Below are 25,453 nucleotides of genomic sequence, written 5' to 3'. Positions count from 1 at the left end.
GCGTGTTGGACCTTTTCGTCGTGTGGTTCACCAAGTATTGGTATCTGGTTGTCATCATCGCTGTCGTCCTGCTGCTGCCGTCCGTGCTGACTACGCTGGCCAAGCGCTATGTATTCCGCGTGATAGATCAGCAGAGTGTGGTCAACCGCCAGGTGATGGGGACGGATCGCGCCGAGCGAGTGCTTCGTACGGGCCAGCCGGCCACAGGATTGGTGCTCGAGAGCTACGACACGGGCACGCGGGTCGAGCGCATCTACATCCTCGTGCGGCTCAAGTTCCAGGTACGGCCTGAAGGCGGATCGCCCGCCTACGAGGCCGAACTGGTCGCCCCGATCAGCCCGGTGAAGCTCGCCGACTTCGCACCAGGGCGCTCCGTGAAGCTGCGCTTCGACCCGGCCTCGCGCGAGATCGCCATCGATCAGCCGGTGCGCTGAAGCAGGTGCGCTGCCCCCGATGAAGACCATCAAGCCCTTTCGCCTGAGCATCATCACCCGGCCCTTCCGACGGCAGCGGCGAGACTTCCTGGGCGTCTCGGTCTTCGCGATGGCCAGCCTGGCGCCCGAGCCCCTGCTGATGCCCGACCAGGATCTCTGGAAGCTGGCGGCCGACGAGATCGGGCCCGGCAACGTGCTGGACATGGGCGTGCCCAAGATCGAGCCGGAGTGGCTGGTCAGCGGCTATGCGTACACGGCGCATCAGGAGGACAAGACACTGTGCGCGGCCCAGGCCGTCTTCCATGGCCAGGCCAAGTCGTTGCTGGTGAGCGGTGATCGCTACTGGCTCGACGGCCGCGCCACGCCCGCGCAGCCTTTCGAGCGCCTGAGGCTGGATTGGGCGCATGCCTATGGCGGCCCGGGCGAGCCCGAAAACCCGGAAGGCATCGGCAGCTTCGATGAAACGATCAACGGCGTACAGACGCGCCGGCTTCCCAACGTCGAGGTGCCCGGCGCGCGTCAGGACGTACCCGGGCGGCGCATCGTGCCTGCGGGTTTCGGCGCCATACCCCCCGACCGGCCGCAGCGGCTCGCGCTGATGGGGCGCGCCTACGACCAGCAGTGGCTGCAGCACGAGTACCCGGGTTTCGCCGAGGACATGGACTGGCGCTACTTCAATGCCGCACCTGCCGACCAGCGCCTACCTGGCCAGAGCGAATTGCCTCCGGGCGCCGCCTACGAACTGTGGAACATGCACCCCCGGCAGCCGGTGATGCGCGGCCAGCTGCCCGATTGGCAGGCGCGCTGCTTCGCCAGCTTCCAGAAAGACGGTGGCGCGCTGTCGGAAATTTCGCTGCGCATGAGCACGGCCTGGTTCTTTCCGCACGCCGAGCGCGTCATCCTGGTCTGGCACGGTGTATCGCCCATCGCAGAGGATGACGCGGCCGACGTCAAGCACATCATGCCCGCGCTCGAGTTGCGCGGGCAGCCGCGGCCGCTCGCCCACTACCAGCAGGTGCTGCAGCAGCGCATCGATCCGGCCAAGGCGGTGCTGGTCCTGCGCGACAGCGACCTGGTCCCCAAGGCGATCATGGGGCCATGGGCAGGCGACCAGATGCCCGATATCGCTTCGCTTCCGCTGGCGCGCAACCTGCGCGCAGGCCGGCAGCGCGAGCACGAACGCCTGCGCGCCCGCCTGCTGGAGCAGGGCCTGGATCCCGAGCAGTATCTGCCGCCCCTGTCCGAACCGGATTTGCATCCGCCTGCCTCCATGGACGATCTGCCAGACTTTGCCGAGAAGGCCGATCGAGCCCTCGAGCAGATGCGCGAGTCGGCCCTTGCCCGCGGCGCCGAGGGGCGCGCTCAGGCCGTCGCACGCGGGATGCCCGCTGCCATTCAACCCGATATCGATATCCCGCCGCTGTCGCAGATGGAACCGCGCCAGCTGTCCGACGAGATCAAGGCGAGCATCGACAAGGCCATGACCGAGGTGGAGGCGCGGACCGGCAAGCCTGTGCAGCGCCGATTCGACCCGGACAGCCTGCTGCGTGACCTCGCGCGCCTCGAGGAAGAAGCGGCGCGAGAGCGCCGGACTCCCCTCACATCCGACGAGGCCGCCGAAAACGCGCGGCTGCGCGAGCAGGCCGGGCGCAGCGCGCGCATGGGGCACCTCTACGGCGCACACCTGCTCGAGCCGGCGCCGCCGGCCAGCAGCCTGCGCTCCAGGCGGCTGCGCCGGCGCCTCGAGGCCGCAGCCAGCGGCGAGCGTCGTTTCGCAGGCATGAACTTCGTCGGCGCCAACCTCTCGGGTCTGGATCTGCGCGGTGCCGACTTCACGGAAGCGAACCTCGAAGATGTCGACTTCAGCGACGCGCGGCTCGATGGCTGCAACTTCACGCGCGCGGTGCTTGCGCGGGCGCGGCTGGTCCGGGCTTCGCTCACCGATGCGCGCCTGGACGAGGCCAATCTGGGCGGCGCGCAATGCGAAGGGGCGAACTTCACGGCGGCCAGCTTCGTGCAGACGCGTTGCAGCAAGACCATTTTTCGTTCCTGCGTGCTGGCGAAGGCCGCGTTCAATCAAGCCGATCTGTTCGAAAGCGAATGGGCGCGCTGCGATGCGCGCGGCTCGCACTGGGAGCAGATGGCGATGGTCAAGCTGGCACTGGAAGACATCGCTTTCGACGACGCCGCGTTCAAGCAGGTGAGCTGGGTCGAGTGCAGCTTCAAGGGAACATCCTTCGTACGCGCCTCGCTGAACGCCTGTGCTTTCGTCGCCGTCGATGCGCGGGAGGGGGTCGACTTCACCGAGGCCAGCCTCGTCACCTGTTCCTTCGTCCATGGCTGCAGCCTGGTGCAGGCGGTGTTCTGCGCCGCTTCGCTCAGGCAGTGCGGCCTGCGCGGAGCCATATTGGTCGGCGCCGATCTCGCGAGGGCGCGCCTCGAAGGCTGTGATTTCTCCGAGTGCGACCTGCGGCGCGCGCGGCTCGAGGGACTGCATGCCGGCGAGAGCCTGTTCATTCGCGCGGACTTTCGCGAAGCCTCGTTGCGCGGCGCCAATCTCATCGACGCCAATCTTTCCAAGGCCGACCTGCGCTTTGCCAGCCTGCAGGATGCCAATCTGTTTCGCGCCGACGTGTCGCAGGCCGCCATCGACGGCTCGACCACTTTCATCGGCGCCTACACCCAAGGAGCCAAGACCTTGCCCGCACGAAGGACTGAGCCGGTTCGATGACAGTCGAAGAACTTCTGGACAAGATTCGGCATGGCGAACCGGTGGTCAACGCGAGTCTCGCGGGTCAGGACCTCAGCGGCGTCGACTTGTCGGGGGCGCAGATGGAGCACGTCGACCTGAGCCGGGCGAATCTGCGTGGCGCCAGCCTCGACGACAGTTCGCTGACGCAATGCAACTTCGACCGGGCAGACCTGTCGGCGGCCAGCTTGAGAGGCGTGCGCGTGTTTCGGTGTCGGTTGGAGGCTGCGCAACTCGGCCGCGCGTTCATGCAGGACACCAACTTCTTCGAATCTTCGCTGGCTCATGCGGATTTCGGGAAAGCCCAAATGGAACGCGTGGCCTTTGCCAGATGCGAACTCGGGAATGCCGTGCTGAAGCCGAGCATTTGCGATCAGATCGTCGTCACCGAATCAAGGGTCGATCAGCTCGATTGCCGCGGGGCACAGCTGTTGCACCTGATGTTGTTTCGCATGGATCTGCGCACGGTGGAGTTCGCTCAGGCCCGATGTGAAGGTTCGATCTTGATGGAGTGCAATCTCGAAGGTCAGCGCCTGCCGCACACCACCTTCCTGCGCTGCCAGTTCACCGACAGCGCGATGGCAGGCGTCGATTTCAGCGGCGCCGTGCTGACCCAGAGCAATTTCAAGGGCGCCACGCTGACCCATGCGAACTTCAGTGGAGCGGATGCCGCCCAAGCCATGTTCCCGCAGGCCGATCTGCGTGGAGCGAATTGCAGCGATGCCGTCTTCGATCAGTCGATCTGGTCCGACGCCAAACTCGAAGGTACCGATTTCAGCCGCTCACGCCTGCCGCTGAGCGTGTTCCATCGCGCGCGGGCGAGGGGTGCCAGCTTTCGCGACGCGGATCTGCACGATGCCGATCTCTCCTATGCCGATCTTCATGACGCCGATTTGCGCAATGCACGCTTTTTGCGTACCCGCTTTCATCGGGCCGCGCGCGAAGGTGCGCGTTTCTCGGGAAGCGGTGGCATCATCGAAAACGATTCGGAGCTGTTCAAGGCCCAAGAGATCCGTCCGCCGAGCTGATGCCGCCAGGCCTGCCCGTTCCACTGTCTACCCATCGAAACAAGGAGATCTCCATGTCAGTCGTTTCACTGCGCAAAGCCTCGTTGCTGACGGCTCCGGTTCACTTCCAAGGGGTGGTCGCCGCATTGCTGCCGGATGGACGTATCAGCGTCGACGACGAACAGGGTACCGTCTGGGTTTGCCGGCGCGCGGCGAGCTGCCTGCTCAAACCGGCGATCGGCGACACCGTGCTGATTTCCGGTCCCGACAGTGCGCGGGCCTACCTGATCGCCGTGATCGAGCAGGTGGATGCGTCGTCAAGCTGCATCGAGGCGGCGGGAGACGTCACCTTCGCGTCTGCCGGCAACGGCCATGTGACCATCGCGAGTGCCTCGGAGCTCAGGCTTCGCGCAGACAAGCGCTTCGTGCTCAAGACGGAAGAGAGCGAGTGCGACGTCGGTGAACTGCGGCTGGTGACACGCTCCGTGCAGGCGGCAGCCGGAAGCGTGCGGCTGGTGGGCAAGGTATTCGAGACCGTGGCCGATCGCATCGTGCAGATGGCGCGCCAGACGCTGCGCCTCACGGATGAAGTCGACCAGGTGCGAGCGGGCCACTTGGACTACAAGGCCAGCGAGACGGTGCGCATCCACGGCCATCACACGGTGGTCACCGGCCAGGAGTTGGTGAAGGTGGACGCGGCCCAGATCCACATGGGTTAGGCCAGGAGGTACCAGATGTTTGCCAATTGTCAGCTCATGGGAATGGACCTGGCATTCCCCGACGTCTGCAAGTCGCCGGTGCCCATTCCATACCCGAACATGGCCATGGGGCCGATGGCCGTTCCGAATGCCTGGAACATCCTCTTCATGGCGATGCCGGCACACAACATGGCGACGACCACGCCAATCACCCTGGGGGATCAGCCCGGGGCGCTGGGCGGCGTCGTGTCGCAGACGTTCATGCAGCAATCGCGGCACGTGACGGGCGCTTTCACCGTGCTTCTCAAGGGGACGCCGGCGACGCGGGTCACCAGCATCACGATGCAGAACCGTTGCAACATCGTCGGCATGCGCATCGTGCCGAGCCAGTTCAAGGTGCTGATGCTGGCGCCCTGACGAGGGCGCGTCGATTCAGACGGTTCCCGCCAGCGTCACCTGCTGCGGAAACCCCACCCACACCGCCAGCGCCGAGTAGTTGTCCCGCGAATCGTCGGCCTTCGCCTCGGCGGCCCGGCGGATCAGCGCCAGCCATTCCTCCGCGCTGTCGGCCAGCTGCAACGACCGCTCCATCACCTGCTGCGAAATAAGCTGCCAAAGACCGTCAGTGCAGAGCAGGAAGGCATCGCCATCGGCCAGGCGCTGCGGCGCGGTGATGGTGGCCTCGGCCGTTGCGCGCGCACCGAGTGCGCGGTACAGCAGGTTGGTCTTCACGAGGCGCTCGCCGCCGTGGTGCTGGCTCGCGGCCGCATCGCCGGAGCGCTCCGACAGGCTGTGGTCTTCGGTGCGCTGCATGAGCGCGCCGCGGCGGAACCAGTAGAGGCGGCTGTCGCCTACGTGGGCCCAGCAGGCCTGGTTGGTGATGCGGTCGACGAAGAGCGACACGAAGGTCGCGCTCATGCGGCTCTGCTCGGTCAGCTCCCGTTGTTTGGCGAGGATGGCGTCGTTCGCCGCCTTCACGCAGCGCTGGATGTTGTCGGCGGCCAGCGAAGGTCCGGCCACGAAGGTGTTGAGGGCGGTGTCGACCGCGATGCGCGAGGCCAACTCGCCGCCCGCGTTGCCGCCGACGCCGTCGCTCACCACGAAGCAGCCGTTGCGTTCGTCGAGGTGGTAGCCGATGGCGTCCTGGTTGCCGCTGCGTTCTCCCACGCAGGAGAACTGCGAGGTCGAGATCGGCACGGCGAAAGAGGAAGACGACGAGGAGCGTGTGGCCTCAAGCACGGCGCATCTCCTTGAGCCGTTCCATTTCCTTGTCGTAGGCCTGCTGGAAGGCGCGGCCGAACACGGCCTGGAAGTCGTCCTCGACGGCCGCGGTGGTCTCGGTGTGCAACTGCTGCAATTCGCGCCACAGGCGGGCCTCGCGGCCGCCTGGCAGCAGCTTCTCGCCCAGGCTGCCGTCATTCGGCGTCTCGCGGCTGAGGGCGGCGGGGTCGAAGCGCTTCAGCAACGTGAGCAGCGCGGCGCGCATGCCGGCGACCATGCCGAGCTGGTGCGACTGCAGGTCGCCGAGCGCGTCGTGCACGGCGGCCTCGGGCGGCAGGAAGCCAGGCATGCGCGCGCCGAACATCTGCATCAGCACGGCGCGGCCATTGGGCAGGATCTTGAACGGGTTGTTCTCCTCGTCCACGATCATGGTGATCTCGGCGCGCACCTCGCGCTTGAGCATGGCGCGTGAAGAGAGCAGCTCGATCGTGCCGTCGGTGAAGGCACGCATGATGCGGCCGAGCCGCTGCATGGCCTCGATGTCCATCGGCTGCTGGCCGGCGACTTCGGGCACGCCTGCGCCTTCGAGGAAGGCCTTGAAGAGGGCTTCCGCCGACGACGAAGAAGCCGCTGCGGTCTCGGCCGGTGCAGGCGATGGTGTCGGCGTGGGTACTGCGGCTTGCGGCGATGCCGGGGTGGCCGCTACCGGTGCTGCGATGGGCAGTGCTGCCGGAGGCTGCTCCAAGACGGGAGGCGGCTCGGGCTTGACCTCCTGTACGGCTGGCGGAGGCGGCGTTGCGGGAGGGGGTGGGGGAGGCGGTGGTGGAACCGGCGCGGGCGGCGGCGGCTCCACCCTCGGCGGTTCGACGACGGGGGGCGGTGCAGGCATCGCCACCGGATTCGGCGGACGGAATTGCGCCGCCACTTCGCGCGTGTGGTTCGCATGGCTGTAGCCCTGCACCGCCGGCCTGTTGTTCTGCAGCAGGTCGAGCGCCGGGTGCGTGTCGCCCGGCAGTAGCGGATCGGTGTGGGGCAGCGCGGTGGGACGCGGATCGGAGAGCGGCGAGTGCGCGCTCTCGTCGGAGGCGAAGAAGGACAGCGGATCGACGCCGCGCTTGAGCGCCACACCCGACATGTCCCTGGCCGCATCGGGATTCAGCTCCGCGAGCGGATCGACCGGATTGCGGCGTGCCTGCGACGGCAGCTCGAAGGGCTCGTGCGCCATCGGGTCGGGCATGGGCGCGGGCGTGCCGTCGACGCGGCGCGGCGCATTGGCGAGGATGGCGTCCCAGTCGGCTGCGGAAGGCATCTGCGACGAACCGGTGCCCGCGGTCGGGGCGGGGCTCGGCTTCGGCGGTGCCGATGGCGCGAGCGCGGCCCAGGGGTCAGGCTGGGGCGCCGGTGCAGGCGGCTGCTGGTACGTTTGCTGCAGGGGCGCAACAAAGGCAGGGCTGGGCGGTGGCGGTGGTGCGAAAGCCGTTGGTGGCGGCACCGGCGCGGCCTGGCGCGGGGGGGGCGGCATCGCCACCGTGGGCTGCATGTCGCCGATGGGCAGGGCGCCTTCGCCGAACAGGTCGGAGAAGACGTCGGAGGCGCCGGAAGAAGGCAGCAGTGCGTCGATGGGGCCCGTTGCTGTCTGCATCGGCGGCGCGGCCATCGCCGGCGGCGGCATGTAGGGGGGCGGTGCCGGCTGTGCGGGATGAGGCTGCGGCGGTGGTGGAGATGGAGGCGCAGGCACCGGAGAAAGCGGGCGCGCGGCATGTTGTGCGCTCGAGGCCTCCAGCACGTAGCTGCCGATCGTGACCCTGTCGCCGTCGGCCACGCGCGATTCCTGGTCGTGCGCGAGCGGGCGTCCGTTCACGCTGATGGGCAGCACCGCGCTCATGTTGCGCAGCACGGCGACGCCGTCGTCGTCGTAGCGCACGGTCGCCTGCAGGCGGGAGATCTGCCGCTGCTCGTCGGGCAGCACGAGGGTGTTGTCGGGGCTGCGTCCGATCGTTCCTCCGGGTGCGGCGAGCAATGCAGAGGGGCCCGTGGCCACCGGCCTGCCCGCGTGTTCGATCACTGTCCAACGCATGGCTTCTCCGTGTTGGTCTTCTCGCGTCGCGGCGCCGGTGCGGCCGCGATGTTCTTCATCAACGCTTCATTCGCTTGGCGGCCTCGAATGCGGGGCCCCACACCGGATGCTTGCGCTCCGCCACGTTGAGCTCGAAGGTCGGGAACGCATCGAGGATCTTGCGGAACTGCAGCCGGCACTCCGGGATCTGGTTGAGCACGCAGTAGCTGAAGGCCTCGAGCTTCATCGCATCGAGGCGCGTGTCCGGCTCCGCGCCTTCGAACACCGACACACCGCCGCTCTTGAGTGTGCTGAGTGCCTTGGCATAGTCGCCTTCGTCATACGCCTGCTGCGCTTTCTCGAGCGTGGCGCGCGCCACTTGCTGGCTCAGTCGTTCGGGTTGGGGCGCGGGCTCCGGCGGCGGCGTGGTCGTGCAACCGGCGACCGCAAGAAGAGCTAACGCCAGAGCAGGCAGACATGACTTCAATCTTCTCTCCTACCTTGCAGAAGGCAATGAAAATGCAATGCTTGAGATAGTGTGCAGCTCTGTTGCGGCATGCACGCCATGCACCATCGTAAAGGCGCATGACTTCGATAATATAAGCCGCGAACCTCACGGGAGATTTCAATGCATCGACGAAGCTTGCTACAAGGCGCACTTGCGACCACACCGTTGTTCGCGGGTCTCATCAGCGGATGCGCATCCACGGCGAAGTCCATGCCCACGCCCTACGCCATCACCATCAGGATCGACGATGGCGTCAATCCCGACGGCCGAGGCCAGGCCGCTCCGATCCTCGTGAAGGTCTTCGAATTGAAATCTTCCGGTAACTTCGAGACCGCAGACTATTTCGCACTACAGGACCGTGACCGCGAGGCACTCGGCACCGAACTCGTGAACGCCGACCAGGCCATCATGCGCAGCGGTGAAGAACGGGTGTTCAAGCGCGAGGCGGGCCTCGACTCGCGTGCCATCGGCATCATCGCGGGCTATCGCAAGCTGGAGGCAGCGCGCTGGCGCATCGTGCTGCCATTGAAGGAACCCAAGCAAACCAACCTCTACAAGGTATGGCAGTTCTCGCCAAGCGAACAGGCCGTGAGCGTCGCAGTCCGGAAGTCCGGAATAGAGTTGCTACCAAGTCGTTAACTTTGAACGCAAGGTATTGAATCGCTAGTACGAAAGTGCGAGAAATTCGTTGGCGAAATGCGGTGCTAAACGTAAGACGCGCCGTGTAGCATCGAGAGCAAAACAAGTGGACCGGGAGGCCGCTCATCAGCGCATCTCCCGCTTCGACGTGAGCACTCCCCAGGAGGTCTTTTTGGTGACAGTTCGCAATCCGGGCGCCGCAAAGCATGGCGCTCATCCGCAGGCATTGGCGAATCGCGTTGTGTGGTCGGAGGGCATGTACCTTCGCCCGCAGCACTTCCAGCAAATGGAACGCTATGTCGAGCAGTACGTGACGCGGCGCACCGCGGGCCTGCAAGGCGCCTACTGGGGTTGGCTGCACCTGGACATCGATCGCGACGCATATGCACTCGGCCGCGTGTCGCTGCTGGGCGGCGCGGGCGTGATGCCCGACGGCACGCCTTTCTCGTTCGGCGCCGAAGACGCACCGCTTCCTTATGAAGTGCCCAACGAGCTCACCGACGAACTCATAGTTCTCGCGCTGCCTTTGCGCAGGCCCGGCAGCGAGGAAGTCATCTTCTCCGAGGACGAAGGCTCTGCCGCGCGCTTCGGCGTGATCGAGCGGGAGGTGAACGACGGCAATGCCATCGCGCTGGGCCCCGCCGTGCTGCAGCTTGCCGCGCCGCGTCTGCGGCTTGCGCGCGCTTCATCGCTCACCGCCGAATGGCAGGCCATCGGCGCGGTGCGCGTGATCGAGCGTCGCACCGACCACAAGCTGGTGGTCGACGCCAACTACATTCCGCCCGTGCTCGACGCATCCGCGCATGCCATGCTGCGCAGCATGATTGCGGAGCTGCACGGCCTGCTCACGCAGCGCTCCGAAGCTCTGGCCTCGCGCCTTTCGCAACCGGGGCGCGGCGGCGTGAGCGAAGTCTCCGACTTCCTGCTGCTCGAACTGGTCAACCGCTATCTCGCACTCACGTGGCATGCGCAGCAGGCCGTGCAGGTGCACCCCGAGGCGCTCTTCGTCGACTGGCTCAAGCTGGCCTGCCACCTGGCCACGCACACATCGCCCACGCGGCGGCCGGTGCTGTGGCCGATCTACGACCACGACAACCTCAACGAATGCATCCGACCGCTGCTCGAGGAGCTGCGGCGCTCGCTTTCCGCCGTGCTCGAGCAGAGCGCGATCGCCATCGAACTCGAAGAGCGCAGCCACGGCGTGCGCGTGGGCCGCATGCCCGACCCGGTGTTGGTGCGCAACGCGGGTTTCGTGCTGGCGGTGCATGCCGACCTGCCGGCCGATGCCATTCAGCAGCGCTTCCCCACGCAGGTGAAGATCGGTTCGGTCGAGCGCATTCGCGACCTTGTGCAACTGCAGCTGCCGGGCGTGGTGGTGCGTCCGCTGCCGGTTGCGCCGCGGCAGATCCCGTACAACGCGGGCTACCACTATTTCGAACTCGACAAGAGCGGCGACATGTGGCGCCAGCTCGAGAAATCGGGCGGCGTGGCGATGCACCTGGCCGGTGACTTTCCCGGGTTGGCCATGGAGTTCTGGGCCATCCGTCCGTGAGGGACTCTATGAACGGTGTCAACGACATGGCCGTCGGCCCGGGTGGCTTCGTGCCGCCGAATCCCGGCGGCGGCAACGCCAATGGCGGCATGGGCGGCATGCCGCCGGCCTCGCGCGGTGCCGGCATGGGAGGCGGCCTGGGCGCGCAGCCCGATTCCTTCACCGCCTGGCACGACGCGCGGCGCCCGCATGCGGGCGACACGGCGCTCGCGGGCAACAATCCGCTCGTGGCCGCGGCCAATCCGCTGCTCGACCTGATCCCGCAGATCCGCGCCACCGGCCACCATCCCGCGCCCTCGCAGCTGCGCGAGCATCTCGTCGACGAGGTTCGCCGCTTCGAAACGCGCGCGCAGCAGGCAGGCATCTCGCCCGAGGTGATCATCGGCGCGCGCTACTGCCTGTGCACCGCGGTCGACGAGGCCGCCGCGCTCACGCCGTGGGGCGGCAGCATCTGGTCGTCGCAGAGCCTGCTGGTGATGTTCCACAACGAGACCTGGGGCGGCGAGAAGTTCTTCCAGCTTCTGTCGCGCCTGGTACAGAACCCGCAGCAGCACCTGCACCTGATCGAACTCATCTATTTCTGCCTGGCGATGGGCTTCGAAGGGCGCTTCCGCGTCATCGACAACGGCCGCTCGCAGCTCGAGACGCTCAAGCAGCGGCTGCTGCAGATCATCCGGCAGACGCGCGGCGAGATCCCGATGCCGCTGTCGCCGCACTGGCAGGACGGCAGCGCGCCGGTGCGCCGCTCGCGCAACTGGCTGCCCGTGTGGGCGGTGGGCGCGGTGGCGGCGGTGCTGCTGGTGGCCGTGTTCGCGTTCCTCACCTTCAATCTCGCGGGCCACTCCGACGGCGCCTTCGCGGCTGTCAACGCGGTGCGCCTGCCGCAGGCCGAGCGTGCCGTCGTCATGCCGGCGCCGGTGCCGCGCCTTCAGCGCTTCCTCGAACCCGAGATCCGCGAAGGCCTGCTGACCGTGCGCGACGAGGCGGATCGCAGTGTCGTGGTACTGCGCGGCGACGGGCTCTTCGCCTCGGGCTCCGACCGCGTGCTAGACCGCTACGCGCCGGTGCTCACGCGCGTGGCCGACGCGCTCAATTCCGTGGAAGGCAACGTGCTGGTCAGCGGCTTCAGCGACGACCAGCCGATCCGCAGCGTGCGCTTCCCCTCCAACTGGCAACTTTCCCAGGCCCGCGCCGACGCGGTGAAGAAGATGATCGCAGCGCGCCTTGCGCGGCCCGAACGCCTGCGCGCCGAAGGCCGCGGCGACGCTGACCCGCTCGTGCCCAACGACTCTCCAGCGAATCGCGCGCGCAACCGCCGCGTCGAGGTGACGCTGCTGGTGGCGCCGGTGGCTCCCGCGCCGCTGGCCGTACCGGCCCCCGCCCCCGCACCGCGGCCCGGAGGCACCCGCTGATGCTGCGCGCCATCTTCCGTTTTCTCATCAGCCGCGACCTGTGGGTCTTCCTGGGCCTGGTCGCGCTCGCCTTCCTGATCTGGGTCATCGGCCCGGCCATCGCGGTGGGCCGCTATCGCCCGCTCGAAGACGAGATCGTGCGCATCGTGGTCATCGTGCTGATGTTCGCGATCTGGCTCGTGCGCGTCATCTACCGCAAGTGGCGCGAGCGCCGGCTCAACGCGCAGCTGCTCAACCAGCTGCGCACGCCTTCCAAAAGCGAGAAGGAGGCCAAGCCCGAGGACGCGCCCGAGATCAAGGAGCTGCAAAGCGGCTTCACCGACGCCACCAACATCCTGAAGAACATGCGCTTCGGCGCGGATGCCGACGGCAAGCCCGCGAGCCGCTTCTCGCTGTTCGACCGGCAGTACCTCTACCAGCTGCCCTGGTACATCTTCATCGGCGCGCCGGGCTCGGGCAAGACCACCGCGTTGGTCAATTCCGACCTCGACTTCCCGCTGGCCGACCAGCTCGGCAAGGCCGCGGTGCGCGGCATCGGCGGCACGCGCAACTGCGACTGGTGGTTCACCAACGAGGCGGTGCTGATCGACACGGCCGGGCGCTACACCACGCACGAGAGCAACCGCGAGACCGACGAGGGCGAGTGGAAGGGCTTCATCGAGCTGCTGAAGAAGTTCCGCCCGCGCCAGCCGATCAACGGCGCGATCCTCACCATCAGCATCGCCGACCTGCCGCTGGCCGACGACGCCCAGCGCGCACGCCACGCGATGGCGCTGCGCAAGCGGCTGCTGGAGCTGCGCAACGACCTGGGCATCGACTTCCCGGTGTACGTGCTGGTCACCAAGACCGACCTGCTGGCCGGCTTCAACGAGTACTTCGGCTCGCTGGGCCGCACCGAGCGGCAGCAGGTGTGGGGCTTCACCTTCCCGATCCAGGGCAATCCGGCGAAGGCCGCCAAGGGCAACAAGGGCGCGGCGCCCGTGGGCGCCGACCTGCGCGAGCGCTTCCACCAGGAATACAAGCTGCTTCACCAGCGCCTGGACGAGCGCCTGCCCGAGCTGCTGGCGGCCGAGTCCGACCCGATGCGGCGCGCGCAGGCCTACCTGCTGCCGCAGCAGTTCGCGAGCTTCGAGGACATCCTCGGCACCTTCCTGGCCGACGTGTTCAACCCCTCGAAGTTCGAGGCCGCGTCGATGCTGCGCGGCGTGTACTTCACCAGCGGCACGCAGGAGGGCACCGCCTTCGACCGCGTGATGGGCGCCATCAAGCGCTACCTGCAGGTCAACGCGCCGCCGGCACCGCCGCCGGGCCCGGGCAAGAGCTACTTCCTGAAAGACCTGCTGCAGCAGGTGATCTTCCGCGACGCGGGCGTGGCCGGCACCAACCTGCGCTGGTACCGGCGCAAGCGGGCGATCGACATCGCGGGCTACAGCGTGATCGGCGTGCTGCTGGTGCTGCTGCTGGGCGCTTGCGTGAACAGCTGGCGCAACAACAAGGACTACGTGGCCGAGGTCGACACCAACGCCAAGGCCTTCAACAAGGCCGCCGCGCGCGGCGAACTGCCCACGGTGGTCGACACCAGCGGCGACATCGCGAGCTCCCTGCTCATCCTCGACCGGCTGCGCGACCTGCCGAAGTCCAGCCACTTCGACATCACCGATCCGCCAACCTCCTACCGCTTCGGCCTCTACCAGGGCGAGAAGCTGCAGGCCGCGACCGACGGCGTCTACCAGCGCGCCCTCGAGACCGTGCTGCTGCCGCAGGCCGCGCAGCGCGTGGAGCAGTCGCTGCGCGAGGCTGCCAAGAACGACGCCGAATACAGCTACGAAGCGCTCAAGGCCTACCTCATGCTGTACGACGCCGAGCGCTACGACGCCGACTTCCTGCAGGCCTGGCTGCTCACCGACGTGGACCGCAAGATCGGCGCCTCGCTCACGCGCGAGCAGCGCGCCAACCTCGAGTCGCACCTGAAGGCGCTGTTCTCGGGCCGCGTGGTGACTTCGCCTTTCGCCAAGGACGACAAGCTCATCACGCAGACGCGCGAGCGCCTGGCCGGCGTGCCGCTGGCGCAGCGCTCGTACGCGCGGCTGCGCCGCATACTGTTGCAGACCAGCCCGCCCAACGCCTTCAGCATCGCCGAGGCGGGCGGCGCCGAGTCCGCGCTGGTCATCCGGCGCGCGAGCGGCAAGCCGCTGACCGACGGCATTCCCACGCTCTTCACCTACCGCGGCTACTGGGACATCTTCGACAAGCGCATGGCCGAGACGGCGCTGTCGCTCGAGCAGGAAGACCGCTGGGTGCTGCAGATCCGCGCGCCCGGGATGGCCGACATCACCTCGCGCGAACTGCTGCTGCGCGAGGTGCGCCGGCTCTATCTCACCGACTACATCAAGGTGTGGGACGACTACCTCGTCGACATCCGCCTGGCCGACAGCCGCTCGCTGCTGCAGAGCATCCAGATGACGCGCGTGCTCTCGACGGCGGAGTCGCCGATGTCGCGCATCATCCGCGGCGCCGCGCGCGAGACCGACCTGCTGCGCAACCACGACGAAGCCGCGCGCAGCCTGCTCGACCAGGCGCAGAACCGGGTGCAGAGCACGCGCGAGCGCATCGAGCAGCTCATCGGCCAGCCCGACGGCAGCCAGCGCCGCAACACGCGCCTGGACCGCCCCGAGTCGCTGGTGGACAACCACTTCGAGCCGCTGCGCCGCATGGTCACCGCGCCCAAGCAGGGCGGGCAGGCGCCCATCGATGCGACGGCCGCGCTCATCAACGAGCTCTACAACTTCCTCACCGCCACCGACACCGCGCTGCGCAGCGGCAACATTCCGCCGACCAGCGACGCGGTCACCAAAGTGCAGGCCGAGGCGGGCCGCCTGCCGGTGCCGTTCCAGGGCATGCTGAACGACCTCTCGGCCACCGCCTCGTCGAAGGCGGCGGCGGTGACGCGGCAGAACATCGGGCAGAGCGCGGCGGCCAGCATCGGCACCTTCTGCAACCAGGCGATCGCGGGGCGCTACCCGTTCAAGCGCGGATCGAGCCGCGACGTGGCCTCGGGGGACTTCGCGCAGCTGTTCGCACCGGGCGGAATGATGGACGACTTCTTCCAGAAGAACCTCATCACCCAGGTCGACACCTCGGTCAACCCGTGGGCCTTCAAGCGCGGCGTGGACGGCAGCGCGGCGGGGCGCTCGGCCTACCTCGATTCCTTCCAGAAGGCGCAGGCGATCCGCGATGTGTTCTTCTCGGGCATGGCGGGCGGGCGCACGCCCTCGTTCACCATCGACATCCGGCCCGAGGACATGGACGCGGCGCTCACGCAGTTCACGCTCGACGTCGACGGCCAGACGGTGCGCTATGCGCACGGCCCGCAGGCGCCCAGCACCATCAAGTGGCCGGGCCCGCGCAACAGCAACCAGGTGCGCCTGCAGGTGACCACCGCCAACGGCACGCCGGCCGGCGGCATCGTGACCGAGGGGCCGTGGGCGTTGCACAGGCTCTTCGACAAGGCTTCCATCTCCGCGGGCAGCTCGCCCGAATCCTTCAACGCCAGCTTCGACCTGCAGGGCAAGAAGGTGGTGCTCGCGGTCACGGCCAACAGCGTCTACAACCCGCTGCGCCTGCCGCAGATGAACAGCTTCTCCTGCCCCGGGAAATCATGAACACCCCCAGGCTTCGCGCACTTCGTGTCGCTTCTCCTGCGCCCTTGCAGGGGGCAACACCAGCGGCCCGGCAAAGCCGGTTCCGCGGTGTTCCTGGCATATGCCGCGATGTTGTCTTGAGGCATATGCAATGAACAGCAGCATTCCACCGCAGGCCTGGGTGCCCGTCGATGAGCAGATCGGCTGGTACGGCAAGCTGCCGTCCGCCGGCGACTTCCTCTATCGCCGCATGCCGCGCGAGCTGCAGGCCTGGTGGGACCGCTGGATGCAGAACGGCCTGGGCAGCTTCAAGCGCTGGCCCGACGCCATGACGCGCCACTACGCGGTAGCGCCCGTGTGGAACTTCGCGATTCCCGCCACGCAGGGCGTCGACGCGGTGCAGTTCGGCTGCATCGCTCCCAGCTGCGACCGCGTGGGCCGCTACTACCCCGTTTGCATCACGCTGCAGGTGGCCGCGCGCAACTACCGCCCCTCGGTGCTCGAAGGCTCGGCCGACTGGTACTGKCAGTGCGGCAGCGCAATGCTGCAGGCGATCCGCCATGGGGTGGCGCCGGACCAGTTCGACAGCCAGGTGCTGGCGGCCGGCCGCGCGGGCTTCCAGACCGCCAGTGGCGGCTCGGACGACATTCTTTCGATCCTCGGGCCTACGGCCGGTGGCGCCAGCGCCCAGCAGCGCCTGGCCTGGCCGGAGCTTCCACTGTGCTTCGACCCCTTCGGCAGCACCAGCTACTGGTGGACCAACCAGGCCGACGGGTCGCCGTTGCGCACCGCGGCCCATGGCGGCGGGCTCAACACGCCGCTGTTTTCCAAATTGTTTTCGCAGGGACATGTGCCATGGGCATGAACAAGAAGAACCAGGTCGGCCGATTGACCCGGGGGGACCATGAGGGCCATGGGGTCGGCCGTCCCGCAGGAGGAGCAGAAGCATGACAACCACGCACGGCATCGGAAGCCCGGCGTCCGGCGCGCAGGACGAGCGCCCGCATCCGCTGGGCGTGAACCACCGCCTCGACGAGTTCGAGCTGCTCGAGGTGATCGGCGAGGGCGGCTTCGGCATCGTCTACCGCGCCTACGACCATTCGCTGCAGCGCGAGGTCGCCATCAAGGAATACATGCCCTCGATGCTCGCGCGCCGCGTGGGCGACAACAGCGTGCACGTGCGCTCCGAGCGGCTCACGGCCACCTTCCAGGCTGGCCTGCGCAGCTTCATCAACGAGGCGCGCACGCTCGCGCAGTTCAGCCACCCGGCGCTGGTGCGGGTGCATCGCTTCTGGGAGGAGAACTCCACCGCCTACATGGCGATCCAGCTCTACAAGGGCCGCACACTGCGCCGCCTGGCGGAAGACGAGCCCGGCAGGATCACCGAGCCCTGGCTGCTGGGCATGCTGGGGCCGCTGTTGGGCGCGTTGGAGACGCTGCACCGCAGCCAGTGCTTCCACCGCGACATCGCGCCCGACAACATCTTCATCCAGCAGGACGACATGCCGGTGCTGCTCGACTTCGGCGCGGCGCGCAAGTCCATCGCCGACCTCGTCGACGAGGTGGCGGTGATGGTGAAGTCGGGCTACTCGCCCATCGAGCAATACGCCGACGACAACACCCTGCTGCAGGGCGCCTGGACCGACCTGTACGCGCTGGGCGCGGTGCTGTACCGCGCGGTCACCGGCCATCCGCCGCCCTCGGCCGTGGTGCGCAGCGTGCAGGACGCCTACGTGCCGCTGTCGTCCATGGGCCGCGACGACCTGAGCCCGGCCTTCTGCGCCGCCGTCGACCACACGCTGGCCGTGCACAGCAAGGACCGCACGCAGACCGTGGCGGCCTTCGCCGCCGAACTGGGGCTGGTGAAGCTGGGCGACATCTACGTGAGCGGCATGGGCGTGCCGGCGGTGATCATCCCCGCGGCGCCGGTCTCGGCCGCGCCGCCGCCTCCGCAGCTGACGCCGCAGCAGTTCTCGCCGGTGTCGGCGCCCGCGCCGCTGGAGCCGATGTCGATGCCCATGCCGGTGGCCGCGCCCGAACCGGTGCGCGCTCCCGCGCCGCAGCAAGACCGTGACAACCGTGCAAAGACGCAAGCGGCCGCTGCCCACAAGGCCGCGGCGGCACCCGCGCGCAAGCAGAAGCTCAGGCGCCCGCCATGGGGCATGGTCGGCGCGCTGCTGATCGCGCTCGTCGCCGTGGGCGCCTGGATCGGCCTGCGCCTCACCTCGGGCATGCAGCCGCAGGAGACCAAGACCGTGATGGTGCCGGTGCCGCCGCCGACCGATCCGATGTCGAGCAACACCGCGCCGCCGGCAGCGATGCCGCCTCCGGTCACAACAGGTGCCACGCCGTCCGCCACCGATGGCGTGCCGCCGGCTGTGGCTGGTGGGGCCGGCGCTGAGCCGCCGGCAGCCGCCGCCAGTGCGCCCTCCGCAGCCACGGGCCCGCTGGCGCCGCTCGATAACGTTCCGGTCGCCCCGGCCGGGACCGCACCGGCGTCGCCTGCAACGCCAGCCACGCCGCCCGAATCCGCGCTGGCCACCGCCGAAGCCGAAGACTGGAACCTCGCGCAGAGCGAGAACACGCGCGAAGGCTACGAGGCGTACCTGCGCCGCTATCGCCGTGGCCTGCACGCCCGCGAGGCGCGCAACGCCATCGCCGAGATCAACCGCGTTTCGCCCCCCTCGGTGCCCGTCGCTCCCGGCACGCAGCCGCCCGGAACCACCGTGGCCGGCACGGCTGCCGCGCCGGCGCCAGGCATGGGCCGCGTACTGTTCAACGTGCGGCCCTGGGGTCAGGTGTTCGTCGATGGCGCCGACCGCGGCGTGAGCCCGCCGCTGAAGTCGCTGTCGCTGCGCCCCGGCATCTACAACATCGAAGTGCGCAACGGCGACCTCGAGGTGTTCCGCCAGCGCGTGACGGTGCAGGACAGCAAGTCGGCGCCCGTGGTGAGCCACGAGTTCAAGTAGCGGACGCCGCCGCCGCGCCCGCTGCCGAGCGGGCCGTCTTCTCCATCTTCTGTTGGATTGAGGCTGCATTGATGAGAATGCAGCGCGAAGGCTTTCGCCATTCGACTGGTCATACGACTGATCGCCGCATTTCTCGATTTGTTATCGCGGCTGATGGGGTGTCGTCTGCGTTGAACAGGCCCCTACTTGCTTCTGCACGCCTGCATTGGGCCGCCTGCGCTCAGGGCTGAAGCCGTTTTCTAGCAAATTCCACGAGTACGCCGAAGCGGCCGTCGATGGGCGCTGGCGAGTCGTGGATGCTCAGAAGGGCGTCTTCCTGGTGAGAGAAACACAGTACACACCGTTGCGCTGCTACCGCGACAAGGCGGTGAATGGGGTGGGTTTGGCGCATGGCCATCGCATCGAAGGCGAGATGGAATTCGGCATCTGAAGCGCCGGCGTCGCTCAAACCCGGACGGCGCTTCGCTCAGGTGACGCCGCGCAACGCCCTGCGGTACTGCACCGCCTCCGCCAGATGCCCGATCTGCACAGTCTCCGACCCAGCCAGGTCCGCGATCGTCCGCGCCACCTTCAGCGCCCGGTGCGTGCTGCGCGCGGACCATCCCAACTTGGCGGCCGCGTTGAACATGAACCCGCGCGCCGCGTCGTCGAGCGCCGCGTGGCGGTCGATGGCCACGCCATGCAGCGACTGGTTGGCATGGCCCTGTCGCTGCATCGCGCGCTCGCGTGCGGCGACGACGCGTTCGCGGATGCTGTCGGTCGATTCGCCCGCGGGCGCTTCGAGCAGCAGCTGGGCCGACACCGGAGGCACTTCGATGTGCAGGTCGATGCGGTCGAGCAGCGGGCCGCTTAGCTTGCCCTGGTAGCGCGAAACCTGCTCGGGCGTGCAGCGGCAGGGTCTTGATGAGGAGCCACGATAACCGCAAGGGCATGGGTTCATGGCGGCGACGAGCTGGAAGCGCGCGGGGAATTCGGCGCGCCGCGTGGCGCGGGCGATCGTGATCGTGCCGGTCTCCAGCGGCTCGCGCAGTGCTTCCAGCGCGGAGCGGGCGAACTCCGGGAACTCGTCGATGTACCTGCGTCTTGCAGGGTATCGACATTCCTACTAGTTTGGGCACCGTCAAAGATAGACGAAATTCTCGTCATAGTTAGCCGCAATCGTCGACTTCGCTGGGCGTATTGACTGCCGGATGGTCAATTGGTCGCGCGCTTGATTCATCGTGCCCGGACCAGGCTACTTTCTTTTCGGCCTGTGGGAAATCAAAATTGGACGGTCTTGACCACTAGAGAAATCAATCACTTACGCACTTTCTATGTGGCTGCGCGTTCCCTCGGGTTTCAAAGTTAGCTAGCTTTCCCCACTATCGGATCAAAGTTATTTGACTCCCCAAGATTGGGCGCTGGTGTAGCCCAGCTTGCTGAACAACGAGGACCCAGATCTAAGCCGCGCGAGCCAGCCTCCGTCGAGATCTTCGGCGAACTGGGGCACGATCACACACGTCGGCAGACGGCATGCTCTGTGTGAAGTTGAGTTCCGAAGACGCATTCGCGCCCAATCTGGGAGTTCTCGAGGGCCACATCGTTTTTTGCGGTCCAATGGAAACCATGGCTTATTTCTTCGCTAATCAAGGCTCGTCCTTTGAGTTTCTACGCAATGAGGGGTACATGTTCACCACGTACCTCGACCGCGACGGCGTGCGAACACCGAATGTGCTGCCGCTTGAAAACATGGCGCCGGGCGACACGGTCATCATTAACTTTGATGGCCTCGTTGGCACAGCCAAGGTTATCTCCAAGGTGCCGGACTTCCCGATGACGAAAGAATTCGCGTTTGCGACCAACACGCTGGAGGGCCGGTTCCGTAAACCGGAATCGGCACAGTGGATGGCCGGAATGAAAGGGCTTCGCGTGAACGCCACATATGAGCCGCTCCCATCCAAGATTAGATACCAGGACTTCGCCGCGCAGATCCTAAAAGCACAAGCCGAATCCTCAAGATCGCGGCAGCCATTCGACGTTAACGGTAATGCCAACCAAGGAACCTTCTACTGGCTCGACATGCCGCTGGCGCGAGTGCTCTTGGAGATTGTTGGTCGGCCGCTGCCGACGATCCCTGGCCCGCCAACACCGCCTCCCGAGACACATGGCCCTTACGTGGCGAAGTTCGCTTCACACCTGATTCGTCCAGAGCAAAGCGCCTTTCGCGATCTTATGCTGAAGATCTGGAAGAAGTGCCCAGTGACGGGAATCCAGAATCCGGCTCTCCTTGATGCGGCGCACTTCGAGGATTGGCGCTATCACAACGGAGAGAGCGCTGGCATGCTGCTCAATACACTTATCCATCGTGCGGTAGATCGCGAGGTGATGGAGATTAAGCTCGATCCCTCGGGCAAGAAATGGCGCGTTCGCGTACTCGTGAAGGACGACGTGTACATCAACCAGTTTGATCGAGCCGAGTTTCCGAATCCGCTGACGCTGTAGGCGACTCGCTGACGCGCGACAATCAACCCATGCCAACCCGCACGAAAGTGTTCGTGGGTGGGGAAGAGGTTATGAGTTCGATCCCATGGCTTTCATGGCTTTTTTCAGGGCCATGAACTCCATACGCAGGGACTCGCGAATCTTGTCGCGGTCGAGTTCGACTGCGGTTTCATCCACCCATGTCTCGTACATGCTTTCGAGCCATGGCTGGCGGGTATCAAAGTTCTCGACTGCGTAGTGGAGCCAACTCTCGTAGCCCTTGGGTGGTGGCAATGGTTTCTGAATGGTGAAGAGGGATCTCCTTGATGCCACCGGACACTGGAAGGTGCCGGGGCACATACGGTAGCTAACAAGTGGGGCCTTTGCAATCATTGTCAGACGCAACACCCTTTTCGCAACGACCCACTGCAAAATCTGACCATGAAAGACAATAGCTCGCTGCGGCGCTTGGCGAATCGTGTGCACGTGGCGATCCACGATATCCAACAAGCTCAGAAGTTTGCCGAGATCTTCAAAGGGCTGCGTTCTAGCCCAGCTAGGCTCGCGACGAGTCACGCTGATGAGCTAGATAGCGCCTTGGGAATGGCTGCTATCGTCAGCTACGCTCGGCCTTTCAATACGTCAAGATCTGACGGGATAGCCGATCGGTACCTCAAGCCCAGCGAGCTGCAGCTCTTCGATGGCTACCCTGCGCATCAGGCGGAGCACGATCAAGCCATTCTGCTTCGCGACCAGGTTGTGGCGCACTCCGACTGGGCGCATCGTTTCTCTCTGGAAGGCGTTCCAGATAACTTTTCTGAATCCGTGCGCTATCTGGTGGTGTTTGACACCAAGCTGCTACTTGCAAACTTCCATTCGTTTCTCGATCTCACGCGGCATGTGGAAATGAGGCTCGTGTCGCTGCTCATGTCGCTTGAAAGGGAAATCCGAGAACCTCCGAGCCCGCCCGCCAGCACTTCATAGGTGCTGATGTCGATGCAACTGACGGGGCGAGGTCATGGACTCGAATGGATGCGCGCCTTATCAGCAGCCGTTGGTCTTTGCTGGAGCGCGTCCTTGGACGCGCTCTTGCTGGTTACTGCGAGATCGGCCGTTGATTTCCACTTCGAAGTGCCCCAGTTTTCCATGAGACCTTGAGCTGCATGCAGCACGCAATCTGCCTGATGAACAACGGCCGAAAGACATTGCGGCAGGTCAGCTCTCGATGGAAATTAGGATCAATCGAGCGCGGAAATTCAAAGCGTCGGTCTGGCAATCTTCTGCGGCGGCGGAAGCGTCAACGCGGGCAAGTTTCATGCAACCTGCTTTGCAGGCGCGGGCAAAGGATTCACACAATCGCCCAAATTGTTTGAGGGCGACGGTGGTGGACAAGACACAACCGAAATTTTTTCCTGGTAGGTCTCATGCCCACCTCGGGGCACTGAGCTCGCTTCCCGTTTGGATCGCGAACTTGCCTAAATTCACCTCCACCACTCAAGCTACTCAAGAGGCCTGTGTGCGACCACGTTCGCAGTCAGGGAATACCGAATGTCGCCTGGGTGCGGGTCCACTGCTCAGTAAGACTGGGGTTCATCTTGTCGAAGAGCTTAGAAGGAAAAGTGATCGAAGCATTTGCTTTCGCCGTTTCGTATATGAGCAACGCATCCAGGGTGATGGCCATGAAGCCGGTCTTGGTCGCGGTCGACTGGAAAAGTTGCTGCATCTTGTCGTAGACGCGCTCCGATTGAATGCGCAGCCACTCGAGCCGCAACAGCTTTGAAAGCATTTGCTCGCTGAACACTGCTTGGCAGGCAGCTACGACGATGCCGATTTCGACATCGCGCCACAGGAGGCAGACCAGCCATGCGCCAAAATACATCGCCACCTTTATCCTTTCGCGCACAGCCATTTTTCCAGTGATCGCCTTGGTAAACAGCGTGTTTTCAAAGAGCTGAGCAGCCGTACGTTTGAAAGGCTCGACGAAGGCGTTGTTGTAGTAGCCGTCCGTGCGTTCGACGGTCAGTCCGACATCAAATGCGGTACTGAAGAAATCGCCCCGCCGCGCTTGCTCTGCGCGAGGAATCAGGTACAGCCGCAAGGCCAACCCACAGATGAATGAAGCAAGAACGCATGCCGTGAAAACGACGTTCATGCCTTGATAGAGGCGAGGCGTAGTCTTGTCGACGAACAGCACTGCAAATGAGAGGAGGGCACTCAGCAGAAAGAGCAGGTCACTTGCTTTTTCAGCGCGTTCGACGTTGCTGTAGTAGTTGGAGCGAACGGGGTCAGATTTGGACATTCTTTAAGCTTTCCGGAATTTTTTCTTAGCCAAAGTTCGCGCAGCGGCCGCGGTCTTTTTGGGTGATGTTGGGTGCTCGCCACCACCCTCCCATGTGCCGGTCGCTAGCCAAAGCTCAAAATAGGCAAGCCACTCGGCGGTCCAAGGGATGTAGGTGTCTTTCAGCGTCATTTGCGACATCCACTCGCGCTGCTTGGGCCGCCAAAGGCACAACTTAACGGCGTTCGGCTCGCTCGAATACACGTGCGGCAACGACTGGCCCTTGGCCAGCGCGACCAAGTCCGGCTGCAGAACCCGCATTTCAGGCGAGGATGCATCGCGCGGGATGCGCAATTCGCATTCATAGAATCGACCGAACTCGCTTGGAGCAATCGTGAAGGTGAAGCGCAGCTCTGCGTTTCCCACGAAACGCAGCTTGGCGCCGTCCAGGCGCAAGGCTGCGAGTTCGGCATGGCGTTGCGCCAGGGTCGGAGGACGTGTTGGTGCAGGCATCAGCGTCCGAAAAACGTATGAGCGCGCGAACTGAGCGTGCGGGCAGTGGGTGCTGACACCGAAGAAGCAGACGCCGCCGTGACGGTGGACGCCGCAGACATTGTGCTTCCAGCCGCGGTCGTGAACACGGCCGTTTTCCCGGCTGCGCGCAGGGTCTGCTGCTGCGCCAGCTGCGCAGTGGCGACCGCTGCGCTGCCCCGGTCGCCGAAGGCATTCTTTACGGCCTTGAGTAGCGCGTCCATGCCGTGATTTCCATCGATGGCGTTCAGAATGCGGCCGATGTCTGTTATGAGCAGCTCATGCCATGCGAAGAATGCCTTCTGGTGACCCAGCGAATTCATGCCCTCGGCAAGGTTGCCCCGCGGGACGGCAGGGTCGGCGAGATACCATTCTTCTTGACCGCCGCTGCGCGGGATGCGCTGGAAATGCAGGGGCATGCGCTCCACGATATCCAGCAAGAGCTCCAAGGGACTCGCATGAGGCAGGGGTGCTTCGACACGGTACGCCTCTGCCACCAGCGTGGTCAGAAAGATCGACGTCGGTGCGACATCAGCGCCTTTAGCGGCTGGGGCGAACTTCGCGTTGCGGTGCAGTTTGACCAGTTGGACCAACCGGCACAGGATCTTTGCGAAAACCTCCTGCGGATTGGAGAGCGGCGCGATCGATGCTTCGCTCAGCGAGTCCATCGCGATGGTCCAGCCGGTCAGAAACCTCGGTGAAATGTCGCCCACTTCATTGAAGTATTTTGCATAGCCGCGGGGATTGGTGGACTCCATGCGATGAAGCTCACGGTCAGGGATCAACGCATGGCTTGCACCGTAGGCGCCAAGCACTGACGGATCGTCGATCACGGGAGCGATGTCCGCGCACATGCCGCCGGCATACTCCAGCGTGACGCACCGGTCGTGACGCTGAACCGACAGCCCGTGGGCGCTGGCGTACTTGCGCAACGCCGCTTCCAGGCGACTCAGCAACAGCGCCGGCCCCGCTGGACCGCCGTAGGTGCCCAGTGCCGAAGGGTGCAGCCGGGTGATGAGGTCGATATCGAATCCCTCACGGCTGCCGTCACGAGGGCGCACGATGGTGCCGAGTTGTCGCGAACCGTGCGCATGAATTTCGACCAAGTCGTTGGCGAACTCGGGCTGTTCGAGCAGAAATTCGCTCGTTGCGAAGTACGCCGAGGACAGGGCATTGAGCTGGGTGTCGGTGGGCTCGTGGGCCTGCGCCACGAGGTCGACCAGCCGGAAGGCTTGGACTGCTGTGCGGGTCGAGCGCGCAAGGCGTGCGGGTGGAAGTGTGAGATCTCGGTTCAAGGT

At 65.6% G+C, this 25,453-nt stretch carries 22 protein-coding genes and 1 pseudogene; 14 read left to right on the top strand and 9 right to left on the bottom strand.

Annotated features, from left to right (window positions below; all coding sequences use genetic code 11):
* Positions 1-5: 5 nt before the first annotated feature.
* From QMO14_RS09660 to QMO14_RS09640, 5 genes are read left to right on the top strand one after another with little or no spacing between them, the layout of a single operon-like run.
* The gene (locus tag QMO14_RS09660; RefSeq protein WP_301506461.1) at positions 6-434 is read left to right on the top strand and encodes a hypothetical protein; all 429 of its coding nucleotides are present in this window, start codon (positions 6-8) and stop codon (positions 432-434) included.
* Positions 435-453: 19 nt separating this feature from the next.
* The gene (locus tag QMO14_RS09655) at positions 454-3,165 is read left to right on the top strand and encodes a DUF2169 domain-containing protein (protein WP_301506460.1); all 2,712 of its coding nucleotides are present in this window, start codon (positions 454-456) and stop codon (positions 3,163-3,165) included.
* A complete protein-coding gene (locus QMO14_RS09650) occupies positions 3,162-4,211 on the top strand; it encodes a pentapeptide repeat-containing protein (RefSeq protein ID WP_301506458.1) in 1,050 nt (349 codons plus the stop codon). Before QMO14_RS09655 ends, QMO14_RS09650 begins: the two co-directional genes overlap by 4 nt.
* Positions 4,212-4,264: 53 nt before the next feature.
* Positions 4,265-4,909: a DUF3540 domain-containing protein gene (locus QMO14_RS09645; RefSeq protein WP_301506456.1), complete on the top strand. Its 645-nt coding sequence runs from the start codon at positions 4,265-4,267 to the stop codon at positions 4,907-4,909.
* 15 nt (positions 4,910-4,924) lie between these two features.
* On the top strand, positions 4,925-5,305 hold the full coding sequence (locus tag QMO14_RS09640) for a DUF4150 domain-containing protein (protein ID WP_301506454.1): 381 nt from the start codon (positions 4,925-4,927) through the stop codon (positions 5,303-5,305).
* Positions 5,306-5,320: 15 nt separating this feature from the next.
* On the opposite strand, the gene QMO14_RS09635 is transcribed toward QMO14_RS09640, so the two are convergent.
* The 3 genes from QMO14_RS09635 to QMO14_RS09625 are packed head-to-tail and all read right to left on the bottom strand — an operon-like array spanning position 5,321 to position 8,544.
* Positions 5,321-6,127 carry a PP2C family serine/threonine-protein phosphatase gene (locus tag QMO14_RS09635; protein ID WP_301506452.1) on the bottom strand — a complete coding sequence of 269 codons (807 nt, stop codon included), beginning with the start codon at positions 6,125-6,127 and terminating at the stop codon, positions 5,321-5,323.
* On the bottom strand, positions 6,120-8,186 hold the full coding sequence (gene tagH / locus QMO14_RS09630) for a type VI secretion system-associated FHA domain protein TagH (protein ID WP_301506449.1): 2,067 nt from the start codon (positions 8,184-8,186) through the stop codon (positions 6,120-6,122). Before tagH ends, QMO14_RS09635 begins: the two co-directional genes overlap by 8 nt.
* A 58-nt stretch (positions 8,187-8,244) precedes the next feature.
* Complete coding sequence (locus tag QMO14_RS09625) at positions 8,245-8,544, bottom strand: TssQ family T6SS-associated lipoprotein (protein ID WP_301506447.1); 300 nt, start codon at positions 8,542-8,544, stop codon at positions 8,245-8,247.
* 249 nt (positions 8,545-8,793) lie between these two features.
* Between QMO14_RS09625 and tssJ the strand changes: the two genes are divergently transcribed.
* The 7 genes from tssJ (at position 8,794) to QMO14_RS09590 (ending at position 19,316) form a co-directional block, all read left to right on the top strand.
* On the top strand, positions 8,794-9,312 hold the full coding sequence (gene tssJ / locus QMO14_RS09620; protein ID WP_301506445.1) for a type VI secretion system lipoprotein TssJ: 519 nt from the start codon (positions 8,794-8,796) through the stop codon (positions 9,310-9,312).
* Between the two features lie 172 nt (positions 9,313-9,484).
* A complete protein-coding gene (gene tssK, locus QMO14_RS09615; RefSeq protein WP_301506551.1) occupies positions 9,485-10,864 on the top strand; it encodes a type VI secretion system baseplate subunit TssK in 1,380 nt (459 codons plus the stop codon).
* An 8-nt stretch (positions 10,865-10,872) separates the two neighbouring features.
* Positions 10,873-12,276: a DotU family type VI secretion system protein gene (locus QMO14_RS09610; protein WP_301506443.1), complete on the top strand. Its 1,404-nt coding sequence runs from the start codon at positions 10,873-10,875 to the stop codon at positions 12,274-12,276.
* Entirely contained in the window at positions 12,276-15,938 is a 3,663-nt protein-coding gene (gene tssM, locus QMO14_RS09605) for a type VI secretion system membrane subunit TssM (RefSeq protein ID WP_301506441.1), read from the top strand. The genes QMO14_RS09610 and tssM overlap by 1 nt, the downstream gene beginning before the upstream one ends.
* Before the next feature lie 130 nt (positions 15,939-16,068).
* Positions 16,069-16,782: a type VI secretion system-associated protein TagF gene (gene tagF / locus QMO14_RS09600; protein ID WP_301506439.1), complete on the top strand. Its 714-nt coding sequence runs from the start codon at positions 16,069-16,071 to the stop codon at positions 16,780-16,782.
* An 82-nt stretch (positions 16,783-16,864) separates the two neighbouring features.
* The gene (locus tag QMO14_RS09595; protein ID WP_301506437.1) at positions 16,865-18,886 is read left to right on the top strand and encodes a serine/threonine-protein kinase; all 2,022 of its coding nucleotides are present in this window, start codon (positions 16,865-16,867) and stop codon (positions 18,884-18,886) included.
* Positions 18,887-19,091: 205 nt separating this feature from the next.
* Positions 19,092-19,316: a hypothetical protein gene (locus QMO14_RS09590; protein WP_301506436.1), complete on the top strand. Its 225-nt coding sequence runs from the start codon at positions 19,092-19,094 to the stop codon at positions 19,314-19,316.
* Between the two features lie 36 nt (positions 19,317-19,352).
* Here QMO14_RS09590 and QMO14_RS09585 read toward each other — a convergent pair.
* A pseudogene (locus tag QMO14_RS09585) lies at positions 19,353-19,961 on the bottom strand (ATP-binding protein); the annotation flags it as partial.
* A gap of 590 nt (positions 19,962-20,551) precedes the next feature.
* Between QMO14_RS09585 and QMO14_RS09580 the strand changes: the two are divergent.
* The gene (locus QMO14_RS09580) at positions 20,552-21,367 is read left to right on the top strand and encodes an HNH endonuclease signature motif containing protein (RefSeq protein ID WP_301506434.1); all 816 of its coding nucleotides are present in this window, start codon (positions 20,552-20,554) and stop codon (positions 21,365-21,367) included.
* Positions 21,368-21,436: 69 nt separating this feature from the next.
* Here QMO14_RS09580 and QMO14_RS09575 read toward each other — a convergent pair whose 3' ends face one another.
* Positions 21,437-21,640, bottom strand: a complete 204-nt coding sequence (locus tag QMO14_RS09575; protein ID WP_301506432.1) for a hypothetical protein — start codon at positions 21,638-21,640, stop codon at positions 21,437-21,439.
* A 147-nt stretch (positions 21,641-21,787) separates the two neighbouring features.
* Between QMO14_RS09575 and QMO14_RS09570 the strand changes: the two genes are divergently transcribed.
* Positions 21,788-22,330: a hypothetical protein gene (locus QMO14_RS09570; protein WP_301506430.1), complete on the top strand. Its 543-nt coding sequence runs from the start codon at positions 21,788-21,790 to the stop codon at positions 22,328-22,330.
* Positions 22,331-22,561: 231 nt separating this feature from the next.
* Here the strand turns inward: QMO14_RS09570 and QMO14_RS09565 are convergent, their stop codons facing one another.
* The 4 genes from QMO14_RS09565 to QMO14_RS09550 all read right to left on the bottom strand — a co-directional run bounded on the left by QMO14_RS09565 (position 22,562) and on the right by QMO14_RS09550 (position 25,450).
* The gene (locus QMO14_RS09565; protein ID WP_301506427.1) at positions 22,562-22,738 is read right to left on the bottom strand and encodes a hypothetical protein; all 177 of its coding nucleotides are present in this window, start codon (positions 22,736-22,738) and stop codon (positions 22,562-22,564) included.
* A gap of 142 nt (positions 22,739-22,880) precedes the next feature.
* A complete protein-coding gene (locus QMO14_RS09560) occupies positions 22,881-23,645 on the bottom strand; it encodes a hypothetical protein (protein ID WP_301506425.1) in 765 nt (254 codons plus the stop codon).
* A gap of 3 nt (positions 23,646-23,648) precedes the next feature.
* Positions 23,649-24,137, bottom strand: coding sequence for a hypothetical protein (locus tag QMO14_RS09555; protein WP_301506423.1), 489 nt, complete (start codon positions 24,135-24,137; stop codon positions 23,649-23,651).
* Complete coding sequence (locus QMO14_RS09550; RefSeq protein ID WP_301506421.1) at positions 24,137-25,450, bottom strand: nucleotidyltransferase; 1,314 nt, start codon at positions 25,448-25,450, stop codon at positions 24,137-24,139. The genes QMO14_RS09555 and QMO14_RS09550 overlap by 1 nt, the downstream gene beginning before the upstream one ends.
* Positions 25,451-25,453 lie beyond the last annotated feature (3 nt).

The organism is Variovorax sp. CAN15 (assembly GCF_030462475.1).
GTDB lineage: Bacteria > Pseudomonadota > Gammaproteobacteria > Burkholderiales > Burkholderiaceae_C > Variovorax.
Note: the sequence above shows the minus strand (reverse complement) of the source record. Positions and strands in the feature narration are given on the sequence as shown.

What these genes read in the sequence shown, in the direction of transcription:
- QMO14_RS09640 (WP_301506454.1), top strand. Translation starts at nt 4,925, where the DNA reads ATGTTTGCCAATTGTCAGCTCATGGGAATGGACCTGGCATTCCCCGAC.
- tssJ (WP_301506445.1), top strand. Translation starts at nt 8,794, where the DNA reads ATGCATCGACGAAGCTTGCTACAAGGCGCACTTGCGACCACACCGTTG.
- QMO14_RS09655 (WP_301506460.1), top strand. Translation starts at nt 454, where the DNA reads ATGAAGACCATCAAGCCCTTTCGCCTGAGCATCATCACCCGGCCCTTC.
- tssM (WP_301506441.1), top strand. Translation starts at nt 12,276, where the DNA reads ATGCTGCGCGCCATCTTCCGTTTTCTCATCAGCCGCGACCTGTGGGTC.
- QMO14_RS09595 (WP_301506437.1), top strand. Translation starts at nt 16,865, where the DNA reads ATGACAACCACGCACGGCATCGGAAGCCCGGCGTCCGGCGCGCAGGAC.
- QMO14_RS09610 (WP_301506443.1), top strand. Translation starts at nt 10,873, where the DNA reads ATGAACGGTGTCAACGACATGGCCGTCGGCCCGGGTGGCTTCGTGCCG.
- QMO14_RS09555 (WP_301506423.1), bottom strand. Translation starts at nt 24,137, where the DNA reads ATGCCTGCACCAACACGTCCTCCGACCCTGGCGCAACGCCATGCCGAA.
- QMO14_RS09650 (WP_301506458.1), top strand. Translation starts at nt 3,162, where the DNA reads ATGACAGTCGAAGAACTTCTGGACAAGATTCGGCATGGCGAACCGGTG.
- QMO14_RS09580 (WP_301506434.1), top strand. Translation starts at nt 20,552, where the DNA reads ATGTTCACCACGTACCTCGACCGCGACGGCGTGCGAACACCGAATGTG.
- QMO14_RS09570 (WP_301506430.1), top strand. Translation starts at nt 21,788, where the DNA reads ATGAAAGACAATAGCTCGCTGCGGCGCTTGGCGAATCGTGTGCACGTG.
- tagH (WP_301506449.1), bottom strand. Translation starts at nt 8,186, where the DNA reads ATGCGTTGGACAGTGATCGAACACGCGGGCAGGCCGGTGGCCACGGGC.
- QMO14_RS09560 (WP_301506425.1), bottom strand. Translation starts at nt 23,645, where the DNA reads ATGTCCAAATCTGACCCCGTTCGCTCCAACTACTACAGCAACGTCGAA.
- QMO14_RS09645 (WP_301506456.1), top strand. Translation starts at nt 4,265, where the DNA reads ATGTCAGTCGTTTCACTGCGCAAAGCCTCGTTGCTGACGGCTCCGGTT.